The sequence below is a fragment of the Acinetobacter sp. A2 genome (assembly GCF_048537555.1).
Classification (GTDB): Bacteria; Pseudomonadota; Gammaproteobacteria; order Pseudomonadales; family Moraxellaceae; genus Acinetobacter.
Genome location: NZ_CP183239.1, coordinates 1,287,757 through 1,305,563, shown reverse-complemented (window position 1 = coordinate 1,305,563; position 17,807 = coordinate 1,287,757). Strand labels below are relative to the sequence as shown.

Below are 17,807 nucleotides of genomic sequence, written 5' to 3'. Positions count from 1 at the left end.
ATGCTATGGCGCAATTTGCAGTCATTGGTTTAGGCAGCTTTGGTGCAACGGTTGCTACGCAACTGGTCAAGTTAAACCACGATGTTATTGGCATAGACAGCAATAAAAAATTTGTAGAAAACATTGCCGATCAAATTACCCATGCGGTCATTGCAGATGCCACCGATGAGCACGTTTTGGAAGAACTAAACATTCAAAATTGTGATGCTGTAGTTGTCGCAATTGGCGAAGATATTGAAGCCAGTATTTTATGTGTTCTCAATTTAAAGAATATGGGCATCACTAAAATATACGTGAAAGCCAAAAGTAAAGCACATACCATGATTTTAACCCATTTGGGTGTTACCAAAATTATTCACCCAGAAGAAGATATGGGCGTACGCATTGCGCAATCGCTAAGCTATCCTATGGTGAGTCGTTATATGAGCCTGAATGACGACCATTACATTGTAAAAGTAAAAATTAAAGACAACTTGCACGGCACACGTATTCAGAGTCTGATGTCACATGCCCCAGAAGTTAAACTTTTATTGTTCAAACGTGCCGAAACCATTTTCTATACACTTGAATCCAATTTAATGCTACAAACTGGTGATATTTTGGTTGTTGAAGGGCGACTTGAACCGCTCAAACGCTTATCTAAACAATTTAAATCAGAATGAAAACATCAACTAAGCTCCCTGCAAAAACGGTCAATTTAAGCCCGCCTAGCCTTTTAGCGCTGGGCTTTTTAAGCTTTATCTGCATTGGCACCATTCTGCTGAAATTACCTATTTCACATCATGGTGATATGACGTGGATTAATGCCTTATTTACTGCGACCTCTGCAGTAACCATTACAGGACTATCTGTAGTCAATATTGGTGATGCTTATACCGTATTTGGGCAAATGGTCATTATGTTGCTTTTACAATGTGGTGGCTTAGGTTTTATGACCTTTGCAATTTTAGCGGTTTTAAGTTTGTCCGCTAAAATTGGACTCAAACAACAAATTATGGCGCAAGACACGATTGGGCAAACCAATCTGTCTAAAATAGCAATGACCATTAAAGGGGTATTGCTGTATTCACTGTTTTTTGAAGGCATTGGCACACTAATTCTAACGATCGCTTGGATGCAAGATTACCCTTTTCAAGATGCCTTTTTCTATGCTGCTTTTTATAGTGTGTCTGCATTTAATAATGGCGGCTTTTCATTATTTCCCAATAGCTTAATGAGTTTTGCAGATCAGTATTTAATTACGCTCACCATTAGTATGCTCTACATTATTGGTGGTGTAGGCTTTGTGGTGCTCATGGATATTAAACGTGCCAAACGCTGGAAAACACTTTCACCCAATAGCAAACTCATTCTTTCCACTATTGCAGGATTAAACCTCGTTGCATTTTTGCTGATTTGGGCCATTGAAGCCAGCAATCCGCATACACTTGCTGCGATGAGTATTGGTGATCAAGCCCTCAATGCTTGGTTCCATGCTACCGTGCCACGTTCATCTGGCTTCAACAGTCTAGATATGGCCAGCATGCAAAATGCCAGCACCCTACTCACCATGTTACTGATGTTTATTGGTGGCGGTTCGCTCAGTACCGCAGGTGGCATTAAAGTGGGTACATTTATTATTGTTGTTTTAAGTGTAATCAGTTTTTTAAGACGCTCAGATGAAGTTCGTGTATTTAATCATGCCGTACCTGAACGGACGACTTTTAAAGCATTGGCTGTGGTCAGCATTACAGGAATGTTGATTACAATCGGTATCTTCAGCCTACTTCTATTTGAACCTAAGCAAAATTTTTTGGATTTACTTTTTGAAGTGGTTTCTGCTGCCTGCACGGTAGGTTTATCTCGTGGTGTCACAGGCGAATTACAACCTGCCAGTTTAATTGTATTAATGCTGCTGATGTTTGCAGGACGTCTAGGGCCTCTGACCTTGGCCTATTTAATTGCCACACCACAAAAAAGCCGTCTTAAACACCCTAATGCAGATATTCAGGTTGGATAAAACAAATTACATGCGATAGAAAAATAAACGCCAATCTTCAAGATTGGCGTTTTAAATTCAGTTAAAAACGTTTTTAAATCAATGCTAGGTTATTAAAACCAATTCATTAATGAAACACCTAAACCCACATAGGTTGCACGGTGATTATAGTCAATCAAGCTTTCTCCATAACCATCGAACAATTGGAAATGACCACGTAACTTACCACTAATCGGGAAAACCCAATCAAACTGTGCCGCACCGTGTGAATCATCACCACCTTTTAGGCTATGACGTAACATCAAAGAAAAGTCATGCTCTTTCCAACGATAAAATGCCAACATGTCACCACGCCCGATATAGTTTTTAATATCTGGGTTGTTGTCATCAGCGCGGTCTTCTTCAATGCGATACCAAGGACGCAACATCAAAGCAAAATTGTCTTTTTCAAAACCAAGATTGAAAATTACTCGATTCCAGCTACGTGACAAAGGGTCTGAACGACCATTGGACTGATGATTCAGCGTCAGCCCCATCAAACGCCCATGTAAACCAAAAAGCTGATAATTGGTACGGAACATTAAACTGGCTTCAGGCTCATAATTAGTTTCACGAAACGGACGTGACTCATCACCATTGTAAACTTGCCAGCGAGAAGACTGGGTATATCCTAACCAGACATCTCCATTATTCCCTAACAAGTTCTCTACCGCTTTGGTTTTTAAAGAAAGCTGAAATTTACTTTCCATTGAAGTGAGATTCTGCTCCTCACCCAATTGCACTGTGTTTTGCTCATTTAAACTTTGAGGACGTTCATTTTTATCACTGGTCCAAAAGCCAGGCATTAAATACACAGGCTGATAAGCACGTAAATTCCATGTACCCAACTTACTGTCTGCCGAAAGTTCCCAACGCTTATCCAGCAAAGAAACATTTGGATCCAGTTTAGGTGCATCAAAAGAAAATAAATTGCTTACGCTTACTGCAATTTTTTCTGTCACCGTTTCGGGTTCAGGCGCTAGTGCCTGAGCAGCTTGACGTTCGCTGATCAACGCTGTTTTTTCTGCTTCAGGAATTTTAAATAAAGCATCATAACAAGCCAGACGATCAGCATTCGCCTCAAGAGCCACACATGCTTCAGGTGTTGCAGGTGCAATCAGTGTTGCTGGGTCTTGTGCATAGCTGTTTGCCACAAACACTGTGCTGAGTGTACTTACTCTCAGCATTAGTGTTGTACGTTCAAAGGTTTTGAACGCGCTCATAGGTCACCCCAATGGTTTAGTTTTTATTTTGATTTCATTTAAAGCTTTAGTTCACTTGTTTGATTTCAAAACCAAGTGCTATTAACGCTTCACGTTTTGCTACAGGCGCAACCACAGCTTTAGAAACCAGCTGCTGACGTAAATACTGCTCTGCAACACGTTTTAAGTCGTCTAAAGTTACCGCCAGCAAACGCTCACGCAATACGGTACGGAAGGCAGGTGTGCGTGCGTGTAACAAAGCATAACATGCAGTAATCGCTTCACCCGCAGGCGAACCCGGCTTATCCATACTGGCAATTAAGCCTAAAATCGCTTCTTCAAGCTGATGTGGCAATTGCTCTGCGTCCAATAACCAATCAATACTCGCTTCAAAGTCTGCAAACGTTTCAGCTAAACGTGGGTCACGATAACTATAGAAACGGAATGAGCAAGCATTGCCATCATAACTTGCACCACCACCGTAAGCACCGCCTTTCTCACGAATTGCACTATGCAAGAAGCCATTACGCAAGTATGCAGCCAATACCATTAATGGTGCAGCATCAGGGTGTGAAACTTCTACAGCAGGATATGCCGCAGCACAGAATTGCACATTGGCCTGAATCAACCATGCCTGATCTTGTGTAGATTGATCGACATCTACTTGGGTTAATGTGGCTGTGTTTTCAGCAACAGTGAGTTTATCCCAAACTTCTTGGATTTCTTCAACCAAACGATCTGATTGATGCTCTTCACATACCAATAAGAACTGTTTTGGTGCTTGCAACAATTTATTGTGAATCAACTGCAATTCAGCAATTAATTTGGCATATTCGGCTTCATCTTTTTCAATTTTTCCGACCAAATCTGCCAACCAGTTTAATGCACCTAAACCTGTATTGTTGTAATCACGCTGCGCTAAAGCACTATGCTGACGTCCCGCAATTTGCATAGCATAACTATGCCCTGAACCCGACAAACGTGACTGCCAACGGGTTTTACGTTGTTGTAACAGCTCAATAATGCGGTCTTTTTCATCAAAGCGTAATTGTTCAAATGCAAGTTTCAGCAAACGAATCGCTTCTAAATTATTCACTAAAGACTTAGTGGTTAAAGTAAGCCATGCGCTAATCTGATTTTTGTCATCCACTTTAGAACGTAACGATGCGCCCATGCCCAAACCACCACTAACTGCGGTTTGGAGTTGTTGCAATTCTAAATAATTGTATTCTCCCGCTCCGACTTCGCCCATTAAAATAGATAACAAGTTAAAGTATGGCGACTGTACAATTTCATCTGGAATTTGTATCAACACTTGTTGATAGTAAATACCATTGGTACCTGCATGATATAAATTTAACGGATAATCAATGCGGTTACTGATAATTTCACGTAGTTCGCCTTGTACAATATGCAAAGCAGCTGGCACATCTTCCAAACCAACTTTTGGCAACAAGTTTAAATCATCTGGGGTGTCTTGACGGACTCTTAAAGCTTCTGTTTGCGCTACAATTTCGGCTTTCTGCTCTTCAGTCAATTGTGCAGCAATCTCTGCCAAACGTGCTTTTTCAAGTGCAGCATCTTTGGCCGATTTTTCTGCATCAGGCACCAACGTCATTTGTACCCGATGCGGGTTATCAATTAAATGGGTTTGAATTAATTGCGACAACCACATTGGGTCTTTCAGTTCTTCTTTAACCTGTTCAATTGCAGAATCCACATCCCAAACTTGAATTGGGTCATTGTGGTGAATGGCACTGCTCAAGCCATTTAAAATCAAGCTCAAACCATAAGGCATACCATCGCCATTAATTTCACGCTGATGCAATTCAATCTGATGTAAAATTGCATCGACTAAAGCGGTATCTACAGGTTTTGCAGCAACGTCTTGTAAAACCTTTAATACACCTGCCTGAAATTCGGCTGCATGTTCAGGGTTTGAACCTTGCACACCACAGAAGAATGTCATTTCAAAATTGGAGTCATCCACACCCATCAACGGGCCTGTCGATTGTGCATGCGCCCAAGTTTCTAAATAATGGCGTAATGGTGCAGCAGAGTTTTCAAGCAAAACACCTTCAACTAAACGCATCCCCAAACGCAATTTAATATCACTGGCTTCAGGCAATAACCACGCTAAGACATGGTAAGTTTTATCCTTCAGCTCTTCTGCATCAACAGCATAAGTTTCTGTAACTGCAACAGGCGCAGCAAGGCGACGTTCTGGCTTAGAATACAGCGTTTGCCCCTGCTCAAATTTCGCCAAGGCCAATTGTTCAAACTGTTCCTGTAAATCGTATGCAGGCGTATTACCAAACGTCATAAATACCGCATTACTTGGATGATAATGCGACTTATAAAAATCGACTAACTCCTGATAACTTAAATCTGGAATGTCTTTCGGGTCGCCGCCTGAGTTGTAGTGATAGGTGGTCTCAGGGAATAAATGATAAGCCAATTGATGATACAACTGATCGGATGGCGAGCTCATTGCCCCCTTCATTTCATTAAAAACCACGCCTTTATAAACAGGCTCACCATTTTCTAGCTCAATGCGAATACCTTCTTGTGCAAAATCCAAAGGATTTAAATTGGCTGCAAAAGCTGCATCCATATATACCGAAAGTAAGTTTTGAAAATCTTTTTTGTTTTGTGTCGCAAATGGATACGCCGTCCAGTCTGCAGCGGTAAATGCGTTCATAAAGGTGTTTAATGAACGACGAATCATTAAAAAGAACGGGTCACGTACAGGAAATTTTTCTGAACCACATAGCGCAGTATGCTCTAAAATATGCGCCTCGCCTTTGGAATCCATTGGCTGGGTGCGAAATGCAACTAGAAATACATTTTCATCATGATCTGTCGCCAAGTGATAATGCACCGCACCTGTAACTTTATGTTTATATTCAGACACTAAAATGTCTAAGGCTTCAACATGGTGTTGACGTACCAACTGAAACGCAGGATGTACAGTCTGGGAAATGGTTTCAGTGACATCTACAGTCATGTGATCTCCTAAATAAGCAAATAAAAAAACTAAAGCCATTATAGCTTTAGTTCTCCCTATAATTCACGTTGAAAACCCGACTAAATTGATTGAAATTTGCAAAGTATCAACAAAGTGCAGCACAAGTCGGGTTTTGCTACTGCAAAAAACTAAATCAGGTATTTAAAATAACTATAGTTTGGATGATTCTCAACATACACATAATTTTGTTTTTGATAGAAATGTGCTGCAGACTTAGTATCTGTATTCAGGCACAGCGCAGAGAAATTGGCACGTGCTTTTTTCTCTAAATGTTGCAATAACTGCTTACCCACACCATGTTTACGGTAATTTGGTAAAACATAGAAACGACGAACCCGCCCGATGCGACTTTCAATATCTTGCTCATTCCACTGTTGGTTTAAGCCACCGCAAGCAACCAATTGTTCGCCATCATAAACAAACAGTAAGAATTCACCAGGCTGATCAAAGCGGTTTTTACCACTTTCCCATTCTTCAATTAAACGATGGACAAAATCAAAGCCTTCCTGAGCAGCATGTTTTGCCAAAGTCTGTATTTGCGCTGGTAATTCCTGTGCTTCTTTAATTTCGATGTTCATCTAACCTTCCTGATAACTCTGCTAAACCCCTATTTTCCATCAATATCATTCATTCAACTGAATTTTATTCATGAAACTACAGCAATCCTGAGCATTGGTGTAAACTTAGCGTTTTTAATTTTGACTGTGATTTAAAGACATGGCAACTGTTGACCTTTTTGCAATTGGTAATGCATTAATTGACCAAGAATTTCAAGTCTCGGATGACTTCCTCATTCAACATAGCTTGCAAAAAGGTACTATGCAATTAACCGATGGTGAAACACAAGCAAATTTATACAACAACTTAATTAAAACGCAAAGACATAAAGGCCAAGCTTCGGGCGGTTCTGCAGCAAATACAACAGTAGCATTCAGTGCTTTGGGCGGACAAGCATTCTATGCATGTCGCGTTGGAAATGATGAATTGGGTGATATTTACCTCAAAGGTCTTAATGAAGCAGGTATTCACACTACAACAAAATCAGTCAGTGAGGGTGTTACAGGTACTTGTATGGTTTTGGTCAGTGAGGATTCTGAACGTACCATGCACACCTATTTAGGTATTACTGCAGAACTTTCTGCTGCACAAATTGATTTTGAACAGCTCAAGACTGCAAAATGGCTTTATATTGAAGGTTATCTATCGACTAGCGACACCGCACGTGCCGCAGTAAAACAAGCGCGCGAAATTGCTCAAGCCAATAAGGTAAAAATTGCACTGACTTTATCTGACCCTGCCATGGTGCAATATGCCCGTGCAGGTTTAGATGAGTTAGTTGATGATGGCATAGACTTGCTCTTCTGCAACCAACAAGAAGCGATGATGTACACAGGTACAGAAACAGCTGAAGCTGCGTTAGAACAGTTAAAACAAAAAAGCAAGTACATTGTCATTACATTGAGCGCACAAGGTGCCTTAATTTATGATGGTACAACCACTTTTACAGTACCAGGCCGCAAAGTAGATGCAGTAGATGCTAACGGTGCGGGCGATGCGTTTGCAGGTTCATTCTTATATGCCTTAAATGCAGGTTTAGATTTCCAAACTGCTGCCAAACTCGCCATTCTTATTTCAAGTGAAGTCGTATCTCAATTTGGCCCTCGTCTTGAAGTTGCAGATTACGCTAAACTCTTGCACAGCATTCAGAAGGAATCTGCAGAATGAATAAAATTTGTATGATGGAAGAAATTCCAGAACGCGAAGCACGTGCTTACGAAACACCGAATGGCGACACGATTTTTATTACCCAACGTGATGGTATGTATTATGCTTACCAAAATGTCTGCCCGCACTTACAGGTAGAACTGGAATTTTTAGAAAACCAGTTTTTAGATCGTGATCAGGAATACATTGAGTGTTCTACACATGGCGCTCTATTTGTGGTTGAAACGGGTGAATGTATTTCAGGGCCTTGTTTAGGGCAATCACTGGAAAAAGTAGAGATTAGTGTACATTCAGATGGTGGAATTTATTTGGTAGATTAAGGCAACCTTTTAGCTATAGCCAATCTACCAAAATGTGCAGATCATTTATTGCAAGACTTTTTGATAAAGTATAGATAGATGATCTGCCATCAAATTGATAATAATCACAATGAAAAATCACGATAAGAGTTTAGCGCATGCTTGAGTTTCTATACGATCTGAACTTAATGCCTTTTCACCTGAGTTTAGTGGTGTTGCTGATTCTCAGTACTGTGGAAACCATTGGTTATTATTTCAATTATCGCCCAAGCCAATTGCTAAAACGTGCTTTTTCACAGCGTATTACAACATCGCCCCTTTTAGATGTTAAATTCTCCAAAGTATTGATTTTTGTATTCTTACTGATGAATTTTAGCGTTGCAGGCTATTTCTTACAGTTTTTAATTTATTCGCAACAACAAAATTTTGTGCCCGCTTATTACATCATTATTCCTGCCCTGATCATTGCAATATTTTTTACCGTATTTATGATTCACTGCCTGGATCAGGTGATTAAACCCAAATACAGCGTAAGACAAGTCGATTTACTCGGTCGCTTGGCCACAATTTCTAGTGGCAATGCCCGACCTGGTTTTTCCGCACAAGCACGCGTTCGTGATGAATTTGGACAACTACACTATGTACAGGTTGAACCTGAATTTGGTGAGCTTGAATTTCAGGCACAAATTATTTTAATTCGTAAAAAAAAGTCACATTATCTTGCCAAAAAAATTTCAGATTCAAATAATTTATTTACACATCAATAAGCCACACAGTTATAGGCTTCAGCTCTAACAACTGAGTGATCTTGAACTATTTATCATGCATAACACTGACAATTTTAAATTCTGTACTACTTAAAATAACATCGCTATTTCATGTTATTTCTACCCAATCAGTCCAATCTACTTGGCATATAAGCATGTAAGAACGCCATATCAACAAGTATTCATTCTCCTACTGAGTCGCAAAACTGAAAGAAAAAATTCATCAAATTTTAACAAGACCATCAATATAATTACCGCCAAAAAATAGCCTTACATAAATGCTTAATTTTGGTTTATTTTTATTCATACTAATTTGGTTTGTTTTATAAAGAAATAAACATAAGTATTTTAGTCTGATTTTGAATTATTAATTACAAGTGTTTCAGTAAAGTATGAATTAATCAAAGTTAGTAATTAAAATCGACCAAAACACAAAAATAAACCATTGTTTTCAAAAAAATTAACAATATATTTTTATTTTAATTGTGCTGGCTATTTTTTTTTGTATGTTTTTGTTTAATAATATAAAACACAGTTTAAAAAATAGGCTTAAAAAAAGTGAGCTTAGTACCTAAAGATTTAAATAGAAAAGTTGTTCGTGAGCTCACGGCCATTTTAATTATTAAGGTCGTGTTGCTAATGGTTATCAAAAACATTTGGTTTGATGCCCCAACGATACCTCAAAATTTTGATTCACAAGTTGCTGAGCGTATAGCCAGCAGTCCTTCCTCAATCAAGGAGACACGTTGATGATTTCTGAAAGCGTGGTCGATCTCTCGCGGTTCCAATTCGCAATGACCGCGATGTATCACTTTATTTTTGTTCCACTGACTTTAGGTCTAGCTTTTATTCTTGCCATTATGGAAACCACGTATGTGATTTCTGGTAAAGAAATTTATAAAGATATGACTAAATTCTGGGGAAAACTCTTCGGTATTAACTTCGCTTTAGGGGTTACGACTGGTTTAACCATGGAATTCCAGTTCGGTACGAACTGGGCATATTACTCACACTACGTGGGTGATATCTTTGGTGCACCACTCGCAATTGAAGGTTTAATGGCCTTCTTCTTAGAATCAACCTTTATTGGTTTGTTCTTCTTCGGATGGGATCGCCTCTCCAAAGTACAGCACTTATGTGTCACCTGGTTAGTCGCGCTTGGCTCTAACATGTCTGCACTCTGGATTCTGGTTGCAAACGGCTGGATGCAAAACCCTGTCGGTTCAACCTTTAACTACGAAACCATGCGTATGGAACTTGTAGACTTCGGGGCATTGATTTTCAACCCTGTTGCACAGGTTAAATTCGTACACACTGTTTCAGCAGGTTATGTAACGGGTGCAATTTTCGTCTTGGCTATTTCAAGCTATTACTTATTGAAAAAACAAGACTTACCATTTGCGCGTCGTTCATTCGCTATCGCAGCAATTTTCGGTTTAGCATCTACTCTTTCTGTAATTCTTCTTGGTGATGAATCAGGTTACGAATTAGGTGATGTTCAAAAAACCAAACTCGCTGCAATCGAAGCAGAATGGGATACTCACCCTGCGCCAGCAGCGTTCACTTTATTTGGTATTCCAAATGAAGAAACGCAAACCACAGATTACGCAGTCAAAATTCCTTATGTTATGGGTATTATTGCAACGCGTTCTGTGACTGAAGAAGTGACTGGTATTAAAGACCTGATCGCAAACCATGAGTTGCGTATCCGTAACGGTATGGTTGCTTATCAACAACTTGAGCAATTACGTGCGGGCGATCAATCTCCTGAACTGAAGGCTGCATTTGACCAAACTCAAAAAGACTTGGGTTACGGTTTATTGTTGAAAAAATATACACCAAACGTTGTAGATGCAACAGACGAACAAATTAAAATGGCTGCTGCGGACACTATTCCACACGTACCAAGCTTGTTCTGGGCATTCCGTGCAATGGTTGCTTCTGGTTTCTTAATGCTATTGTTATTCGCTCTTGCAACTTTTGCTGTTGCGAAACGCAATGCTGAAAGCAAACCATGGTTATTAAAATTTGCTTTACTTGCTTTACCATTACCTTGGATTGCTGCGCAAACAGGTTGGTATGTTGCAGAAGTTGGCCGTCAACCATGGACAATTGGTGAAGTACTTCCTACTCACCTTTCTGCATCTTCACTCAGCACAGGTGACGTATGGGGCTCAATCATTGCATTGGCTGCGTTCTACACCGTATTGCTGATTATTGAAATGTACTTGATGATCAAATTCTCACGTCTAGGCCCAAGCTCGCTTCATACTGGTAAATACCACTTCGAGAAACTTGAAGCTGCGAAAAAAGCCAATGAGGAGGCTTAAGCATGATCGAATATGAATTACTCAAAATCATTTGGTGGGTGCTAGTTGGTGTACTACTAATTGGCTTTGCCCTTACCGATGGCTTCGACATGGGCTCAATGGCAATCATGCCATTTGTAGGTAAAAATGACGAAGAACGCCGCGCTGCAATCAACACGATTGCACCGCACTGGGATGGTAACCAAGTTTGGTTCATTACTGCTGGTGGTGCGTTATTTGCAGCATGGCCTATGGTATATGCAACTGCATTCTCAGGCATGTACTGGGCACTACTCTTAGTCCTATTTGCCCTGTTCTTGCGTCCAGTCGGTTTTGACTACCGTTCAAAACTTGAAAACACCAAGTGGCGTACATCTTGGGACTGGGCTCTAGCTGTAGGTGGTGCAGTTCCTGCATTAGTATTCGGTGTAGCTTTTGGTAACATGTTCCTCGGTGTGCCATTTACCCTTGATGAAACTGTACGTTCAACATATACAGGTAGCTTCTTTGCGTTATTAAACCCATTCGCTCTGGTATGTGGTTTAGTGAGCTTGTCTATGCTTTGTGCGCATGGTGGTGCTTGGTTAATGCTTCGTACAGATGGTGACTTACGTGCACGCTCTGCTAAAGCAACACAAATCATGGGCATTGTGTTCCTTGTGTGTTTCTTAGGTGCAGGTGCATGGTTATACTTCGGTGGTATCGAAGGTTATACCCTTGTTACTCCATACGACACAAATGGCGTTGCGAATCCATTGGCTAAAGAAGTGCTTACCAATGGTAACCCTGGTTGGATGAATAACTACTCAACTTACCCAATCACCATGATTGCGCCAGTAATGGGCATCTTGGGCGGTATCTTGATTATTCTTGCAGCTGGTAAAGGCAAGGCAGGTTTGAGTTTTACTGGTTCATCTTTAGCGGTAATCGGTGCAATTTTAACTGCTGGTTTTGCATTGTTCCCATTCTTAATGCCTTCAAGCCTCAACCCTGTTGCAAGCTTGACTATGTGGGATGCGGTATCTAGTCAAAATACGCTAACTGTTATGACTGTAGCAGCATGTATCTTCGTACCAATTATTTTGTTGTACACCACTTGGTGTTACTACAAAATGTGGGGCGTTATCACCAACAAGCACATTAAAGAGAATTCACACAGCCTTTACTAAGGCTGTGTCTAAGGAGAATAAATTATGTGGTACTTTGCATGGATTCTCGGTATTCTGATGGCATGCTTTGCAGGTGTCTTGAGTGCCCTGTATATTGAATCTCATCAAGACCTTGACGAGGAATAAATAGATGACAGACACTGCAGTGAACGCTGAAACAACAGTTCAAAAACCTAACAAAATTGCGATGGTTATTTCATGTTTATTGGCATTCCCGCTCGCAGCTGTACTGCTTCTACATCCAGCAGCAATGCTGGATGCCAACGGTGAATACAGCCACCGCGCCATGATGTTTATTATGATTGGTATTTCTGGTGGCTTTGTTCATGGCGTTGGTTTCATTCCACGCTTCTGGTTTTGGAAATGGCTCTTTAGCCCGTTTGTGGCATGGCCATTGATGATTTGGGGTTATTACACTTGGTTCTTTAGTTAATTAAGTGAACATCCTTTAAAAAGAGCGCAAAATGCGCTCTTTTTATTTATTGAATGTCTGCTATGTTTCAGCATAAAAAAAGCTAAACCATTTGGTTTAGCTTTTTTAAAACTCAAAATAAAATCTTAGACCAAACAGTTATTTTGGTTCAATAGGTGCAAACGGTGCAACCACATCGGCATTTTGTGCACGATGACGCATAAAATGATCCATTAACACAATCGCAAGCATTGCTTCTGCAATTGGCGTTGCTCGCACGCCCACGCAAGGGTCATGGCGACCTTTGGTCAATACATCTGTGTCTTCACGGTTTAGGTTAATAGTTTTACCTGGTGTGGTAATACTCGCCGTTGGTTTTAAGGCTATTGCAACACGGATATCCTGCCCGCTTGAAATCCCGCCCAAAATACCACCTGCATGGTTTGCCAAAAAACCATCCGTCGTGAGTTCATCACGGGTTTCATGACCAAACTGTTCTGCCACGGCAAAACCATCACCAATTTCTACACCTTTCACAGCATTGATTGACATCATGGCATGTGCAATATCGGCATCTAAACGGTCAAAAACCGGTTCACCCCAACCCACAGGTACTTTTTCTGCCACAATTTCAAGCTTCGCACCGCAGCTTGTGCCTTGCTCACGCAAAGATGTTACTAAAGCTTCAAAACGTGGCACAGCATCTACATCACCACAGAAGAATGGATTATTGACTACTTCATTCCAATCCAGTTTTTCAGCTTTTTCTGTACCAATTTGCGTTACATGACCACGAATCACAATGCCAAATTTTTCAAATAGATATTTTTTAGCAATTGCTCCCGCAGCAACGCGCATAGCTGTTTCACGCGCACTAGAGCGTCCACCACCGCGATAATCACGGAAACCGTACTTTTGGGTATAGGTATAGTCTGCATGTCCAGGGCGGAACGTTTGCGCAATGTTGCCATAATCTTTAGATTTCTGGTCAGTATTACGAATTAATAAACCAATCGACGTTCCCGTGGTTTTACCTTCAAACACGCCTGAAATAATTTCTACTTCATCGGGTTCTTTACGTTGTGTCGCAAATTTAGATGTACCTGGTTTACGGCGGTCTAAATCTTTTTGCAAATCTTCAGCAGACAGTTCAATGCCTGGTGGCACGCCATCTACAATGGCCATAAGCCCTACGCCATGAGATTCGCCACAAGTCGTTACACGGAAGAGTTGTCCAATACTATTGCCTGCCATGTCCAACGACTCCTTATGCTTGAACAGATTGAATAAATAAATCGCGGTACTGACGACATTGTGCTGCAGTCAGTGCAAAAATACCTGATCCACCTTTTTGGAATTTAAGCCAATGTAAATCGACCGTATTGAAGTTTTGCTTCATTGCCCATTCAGAATTACCCACTTCAATCACAATCAAACCATCTTCAGTTAGGTAATCTGCAGCCTGCGCCAGCATTTTACGCACTAAATCTAAGCCATCTTGCCCTGCTGCCAATGCCAACTCAGGTTCATGGTGAAATTCTTCAGGTAAATCTGCCATATCTTCAGCATCAACATACGGCGGGTTAGATACGATTAAATCGTACTGATTTTCTGCTGGAATTTTGGCAAATAAGTCCGATTCCAATAAAGCAATCTGATACTGTTTGTTGTGATGTTCAGTATTGATTTGAGCAACTTCCAAGGCTTCTTTAGAAATATCAGTTGCATCCACTTCTGAATCTGGAAATGCATAAGCCAATGCAATCGCAATACACCCTGAACCCGTACACATATCTAAAATACGTTGTGGCGTTTTTGGTACAGAATTAGCAGGTAAATTATTATCTGCTTCACGCATTTGACCATTTTCATCTAGGCAATATGGCGCAAAACGATTTTCAATTAGTTCTGCAATAGGTGAACGTGGAATCAAAACACGCTCATCTACATAAAATGGTTTATTAAAGAAATACGCCAAATTCAACAAATATGAAGTAGGTACTTTTTCGTTAATACGACGTTCAAGCAGACTTAAAAACTCAGCTACTTCGCTTGGTAAAAGTTTGGCATCTAATATTTCTGGGTCTGCATTCCAGTCTAAAGACATGGTTTGCAATACCAATGCAGAGCTTTCTGCAAAATAATCTTCTGTACCTTGACCTAAATGTGCATCGTATTGACGTAATGCTGTAACCCCAAAACGGATAAAATCACGAATAGTGCTTAGGTTTTCAGCAGCTTCCTGCAAATGTTCAGGGCTAATTGTCGGTCGATCCACTTAAGGCGCTCCAAGGTCTAATTTTAAAACGCTTTATAATACCCTGTTTTACTCGGTTTTATAATGTTTAAGCGCATTTCAGACAATTATTTTAAGCTGCGACTTGGCTATTTAATGCCTACAAATTGACCTTGATAATAATCCGCACGTTCTACTGTCTGTGCCAATACACATTGGCGACGTTGCATTTCTGCAAAATTGGTTTTGCCCGATAAATGGCAACGCTGTTTCACACGATTTTCCCAAAGTTGATACTGTTGTTGAATATTTTGAGCATTGCCTGCGCTACGCTTCACGTAGGCTTTATAATGTTTTTTCAATCGTTTAACTTGAGCTTTCTGCTCTTTGTGAATACATTTTTGTAATTTATCAATGCTCCCATAAGTATTATTCATACATTGTGTATAGGCCTGTGAAAAACCATTGGCCCAGACTTGGCTTGTACCCAAAGCCAACACCCCCATTAATGTAACTGTCCAAACTTTCATGTTTTCCCCTAAGCGCCTTTTAATGCGAGCGCGGTGATTCTTCAATATTTTATAATTTTGCGAAACGTAAATTGCTGTATTGATGCTACAAGATTCAGGCTCAAAATCCTATAGTCAACGCCCAGCTTTTATTGCCCAGTCAATGATATATACAGAATAATCATTGAAAAATGTGACGACATCCCAATAATTGAATTACTCATTTTATAGATGAATCGTTCAGCCTTATGAGCTACAAACACAATAATTTAATGGCCATGCGCCAAAGCTACTGGAATGACAACCATTCAGATGCGGTATTGATTGAAAAACAATTTTTTCAGCAAATCCTGATTGAAAACGGCATTTTTGAAAATGCGTCTATGGATGATGCCAAATATCTGTTTTTTTGCCTGCCTAGCGTGATTATTGTAAAAGGTTATGCACACGGTTTTTTACATGAATCGGTCAAAACCATGATTCTCAAATTCATTCAGGACAATAAAACCCTGTTAATGAAAAAAGCTGAAACCAAAGTACAATATCGCATGTAAAAAATTCATTTCGATGCTTTATTCTATTTTCCATGCGTTTTATAGGTTTTTTTTGATAGGAAACTCGACGTTCAGCAAGTTGAACTTTTTTAATACGTTAAGACACGGTAATATCCGTTACAATCTAATTTTCCTGCGAATTGCTGATTTAAGGATTGATTTTAATGTCAGATCAGAACGATAAGCTTAAACAACTCAAGACTTCCTCTATGGATCGACGCTTATCCATCGCAAAAGCATCCTTACTGGCGGGAACACGCTGGGCAGCTTCCAATGCCACTTCCATGTTTTCTAGCGAAGAAGAAAAAGAACGTAAACGCAAAAAAGCCATGAAAGAGCAAGCCGACTATTTGGTGGCGGAAATTGGAAAATTAAAAGGTTCAATCGTGAAGATTGGCCAAATGATGGCGCTGTATGGCGAACACTTTTTACCTGAAGAAATCACACAAGCACTCAACACACTGAATAACCAAACTGTTGCTTTGGCATGGCCTGCAATTAAACAGCAATTACAAGCACAATTGGGTGCAAAACTAGATGATCTGACTATTGATCACGAACCCTTAGGCACAGCCTCTTTAGCGCAAGTACACCGTGCTACACGCAAGTCTGATGGTTTAGAATTGGTGCTAAAAATTCAATACCCAGGCGTTGCAGATGCAATAGACTCAGACATGAGTCTATTCAAAAACATGCTCAAATTAACCCGCATGGTTCCTCAAACCCGCGAATTTGATCAGTGGTTTGATGAAGTGCGTGAGATGATGCACCGTGAGGTGAATTATCAAATTGAAGCAGACACCACTCGTCGCTTTGCAGCACGTTTAAAAGATGATCCACGTTATATCGTGCCGCAAATTGTAGATGAGTATTGCAGTGATCAAGTGCTGTGCATGACTTTTGAACGTGGTGTGCCAATTAACAGCCCTGTGATGCTTTCCCTGCCACAAGAACGCCGTAATCTATTGGGCGAAGCTTCTTTAGAAATTGCGGTGCGTGAAGTGTTTGAATGGGGCGAAATGCAAACCGACCCGAACTTTGGCAACTACTTGGTGCGTTTGGGTAATGGTGAAGATATTCACGATAAAATCGTACTATTGGACTTCGGTGCTATCCGTCAATTTGACCAGCACTTGCTGACTGTGGCACGTAATCTGATTAAAGCAGGTTATTACCATGACCCACAAATGATGGTGAATGCTATGACAGGTTACGAGTTTTTTGACAGTATTCCTGAAAGTATTAAACCCGATATGGCCAAAGTATTTTTACTGGCCACAGAAGCCTTTAGTCACCTAGACAATAACCGTGACTTACCTGCTGGCGTAATGGATGAACACTCTCGCTATGACTGGAAAAAAAGTCAGTTACATAGCCGAGTCATGCAACAGGCATCTAAGTCTATGGCTTCACGTTACTTTAGTGTACCGCCTAAAGAATTTATGTTTATTAGCCGTAAATTCATTGGTGCCTATACATTTATGACTGTGATTGATGCAAAAACCAATGTACGCAAGATGATTCAAAAGTTTATTTAAGTGAAAAAATTTTCTGCATTCATCACAACTTGAATCATCTAA

The 17,807-nt window shown here is 40.3% G+C and carries 18 protein-coding genes; 12 read left to right on the top strand and 6 right to left on the bottom strand.

What is annotated here, in order from left to right:
* The first annotated feature begins 5 nt into the window (after positions 1 to 5).
* Together ACNS8M_RS06085 and ACNS8M_RS06080 are read left to right on the top strand one after the other, a co-directional pair.
* Positions 6 to 662 carry a potassium channel family protein gene (locus tag ACNS8M_RS06085; protein ID WP_168417368.1) on the top strand — a complete coding sequence of 219 codons (657 nt, stop codon included), beginning with the start codon at positions 6 to 8 and terminating at the stop codon, positions 660 to 662.
* On the top strand, positions 659 to 1,999 hold the full coding sequence (locus ACNS8M_RS06080; RefSeq protein WP_419225287.1) for a TrkH family potassium uptake protein: 1,341 nt from the start codon (positions 659 to 661) through the stop codon (positions 1,997 to 1,999). The genes ACNS8M_RS06085 and ACNS8M_RS06080 overlap by 4 nt, the downstream gene beginning before the upstream one ends.
* A 92-nt stretch (positions 2,000 to 2,091) precedes the next feature.
* Here the strand turns inward: ACNS8M_RS06080 and ACNS8M_RS06075 are convergent, their stop codons facing one another.
* The 3 genes from ACNS8M_RS06075 to ACNS8M_RS06065 form a co-directional block, all read right to left on the bottom strand.
* Entirely contained in the window at positions 2,092 to 3,240 is a 1,149-nt protein-coding gene (locus ACNS8M_RS06075; RefSeq protein ID WP_419225286.1) for a phospholipase A, read from the bottom strand.
* A gap of 46 nt (positions 3,241 to 3,286) precedes the next feature.
* Entirely contained in the window at positions 3,287 to 6,226 is a 2,940-nt protein-coding gene (locus ACNS8M_RS06070) for an insulinase family protein (RefSeq protein ID WP_419225285.1), read from the bottom strand.
* 149 nt (positions 6,227 to 6,375) lie between these two features.
* Positions 6,376 to 6,825, bottom strand: a complete 450-nt coding sequence (locus ACNS8M_RS06065; RefSeq protein WP_131260878.1) for a GNAT family N-acetyltransferase — start codon at positions 6,823 to 6,825, stop codon at positions 6,376 to 6,378.
* A 139-nt stretch (positions 6,826 to 6,964) separates the two neighbouring features.
* Between ACNS8M_RS06065 and ACNS8M_RS06060 the strand changes: the two genes are divergently transcribed.
* The 8 genes from ACNS8M_RS06060 to ACNS8M_RS06025 all read left to right on the top strand — a co-directional run bounded on the left by ACNS8M_RS06060 (position 6,965) and on the right by ACNS8M_RS06025 (position 12,949).
* Positions 6,965 to 7,972 (top strand): adenosine kinase, encoded by a 1,008-nt coding sequence (locus tag ACNS8M_RS06060; protein WP_168525408.1) that lies wholly within the window; start codon positions 6,965 to 6,967, stop codon positions 7,970 to 7,972.
* 11 nt (positions 7,973 to 7,983) lie between these two features.
* Entirely contained in the window at positions 7,984 to 8,292 is a 309-nt protein-coding gene (locus ACNS8M_RS06055) for a Rieske (2Fe-2S) protein (protein WP_168417500.1), read from the top strand.
* Positions 8,293 to 8,429: 137 nt separating this feature from the next.
* A complete protein-coding gene (locus ACNS8M_RS06050; protein ID WP_168460688.1) occupies positions 8,430 to 9,038 on the top strand; it encodes an OB-fold-containig protein in 609 nt (202 codons plus the stop codon).
* A gap of 558 nt (positions 9,039 to 9,596) precedes the next feature.
* Positions 9,597 to 9,788 carry a cytochrome oxidase putative small subunit CydP gene (gene cydP / locus ACNS8M_RS06045; protein WP_019837291.1) on the top strand — a complete coding sequence of 64 codons (192 nt, stop codon included), beginning with the start codon at positions 9,597 to 9,599 and terminating at the stop codon, positions 9,786 to 9,788.
* The gene (locus ACNS8M_RS06040; protein WP_168460687.1) at positions 9,788 to 11,368 is read left to right on the top strand and encodes a cytochrome ubiquinol oxidase subunit I; all 1,581 of its coding nucleotides are present in this window, start codon (positions 9,788 to 9,790) and stop codon (positions 11,366 to 11,368) included. The genes cydP and ACNS8M_RS06040 overlap by 1 nt, the downstream gene beginning before the upstream one ends.
* A gap of 2 nt (positions 11,369 to 11,370) precedes the next feature.
* Positions 11,371 to 12,516: a cytochrome d ubiquinol oxidase subunit II gene (cydB, locus tag ACNS8M_RS06035; protein WP_168525407.1), complete on the top strand. Its 1,146-nt coding sequence runs from the start codon at positions 11,371 to 11,373 to the stop codon at positions 12,514 to 12,516.
* 24 nt (positions 12,517 to 12,540) lie between these two features.
* The gene (gene cydX, locus ACNS8M_RS06030) at positions 12,541 to 12,642 is read left to right on the top strand and encodes a cytochrome bd-I oxidase subunit CydX (RefSeq protein WP_004860610.1); all 102 of its coding nucleotides are present in this window, start codon (positions 12,541 to 12,543) and stop codon (positions 12,640 to 12,642) included.
* Between the two features lie 4 nt (positions 12,643 to 12,646).
* Positions 12,647 to 12,949 (top strand): cyd operon YbgE family protein, encoded by a 303-nt coding sequence (locus ACNS8M_RS06025; protein WP_019837288.1) that lies wholly within the window; start codon positions 12,647 to 12,649, stop codon positions 12,947 to 12,949.
* A gap of 138 nt (positions 12,950 to 13,087) precedes the next feature.
* Here ACNS8M_RS06025 and aroC read toward each other — a convergent pair whose 3' ends face one another.
* From aroC to ACNS8M_RS06010, 3 genes are all read right to left on the bottom strand, one after another.
* Positions 13,088 to 14,182 carry a chorismate synthase gene (aroC, locus tag ACNS8M_RS06020; RefSeq protein ID WP_168525406.1) on the bottom strand — a complete coding sequence of 365 codons (1,095 nt, stop codon included), beginning with the start codon at positions 14,180 to 14,182 and terminating at the stop codon, positions 13,088 to 13,090.
* A 13-nt stretch (positions 14,183 to 14,195) separates the two neighbouring features.
* Positions 14,196 to 15,206 carry a 50S ribosomal protein L3 N(5)-glutamine methyltransferase gene (gene prmB, locus ACNS8M_RS06015; protein WP_419225284.1) on the bottom strand — a complete coding sequence of 337 codons (1,011 nt, stop codon included), beginning with the start codon at positions 15,204 to 15,206 and terminating at the stop codon, positions 14,196 to 14,198.
* A 107-nt stretch (positions 15,207 to 15,313) separates the two neighbouring features.
* Positions 15,314 to 15,694, bottom strand: a complete 381-nt coding sequence (locus ACNS8M_RS06010) for a lysozyme inhibitor LprI family protein (protein WP_419225283.1) — start codon at positions 15,692 to 15,694, stop codon at positions 15,314 to 15,316.
* Between the two features lie 227 nt (positions 15,695 to 15,921).
* Between ACNS8M_RS06010 and ACNS8M_RS06005 the strand changes: the two genes are divergently transcribed.
* Both ACNS8M_RS06005 and ACNS8M_RS06000 read left to right on the top strand, forming a co-directional pair.
* On the top strand, positions 15,922 to 16,227 hold the full coding sequence (locus ACNS8M_RS06005; RefSeq protein WP_168460684.1) for a hypothetical protein: 306 nt from the start codon (positions 15,922 to 15,924) through the stop codon (positions 16,225 to 16,227).
* A gap of 164 nt (positions 16,228 to 16,391) precedes the next feature.
* Positions 16,392 to 17,765, top strand: a complete 1,374-nt coding sequence (locus ACNS8M_RS06000) for an ABC1 kinase family protein (RefSeq protein WP_168417379.1) — start codon at positions 16,392 to 16,394, stop codon at positions 17,763 to 17,765.
* Positions 17,766 to 17,807 lie beyond the last annotated feature (42 nt).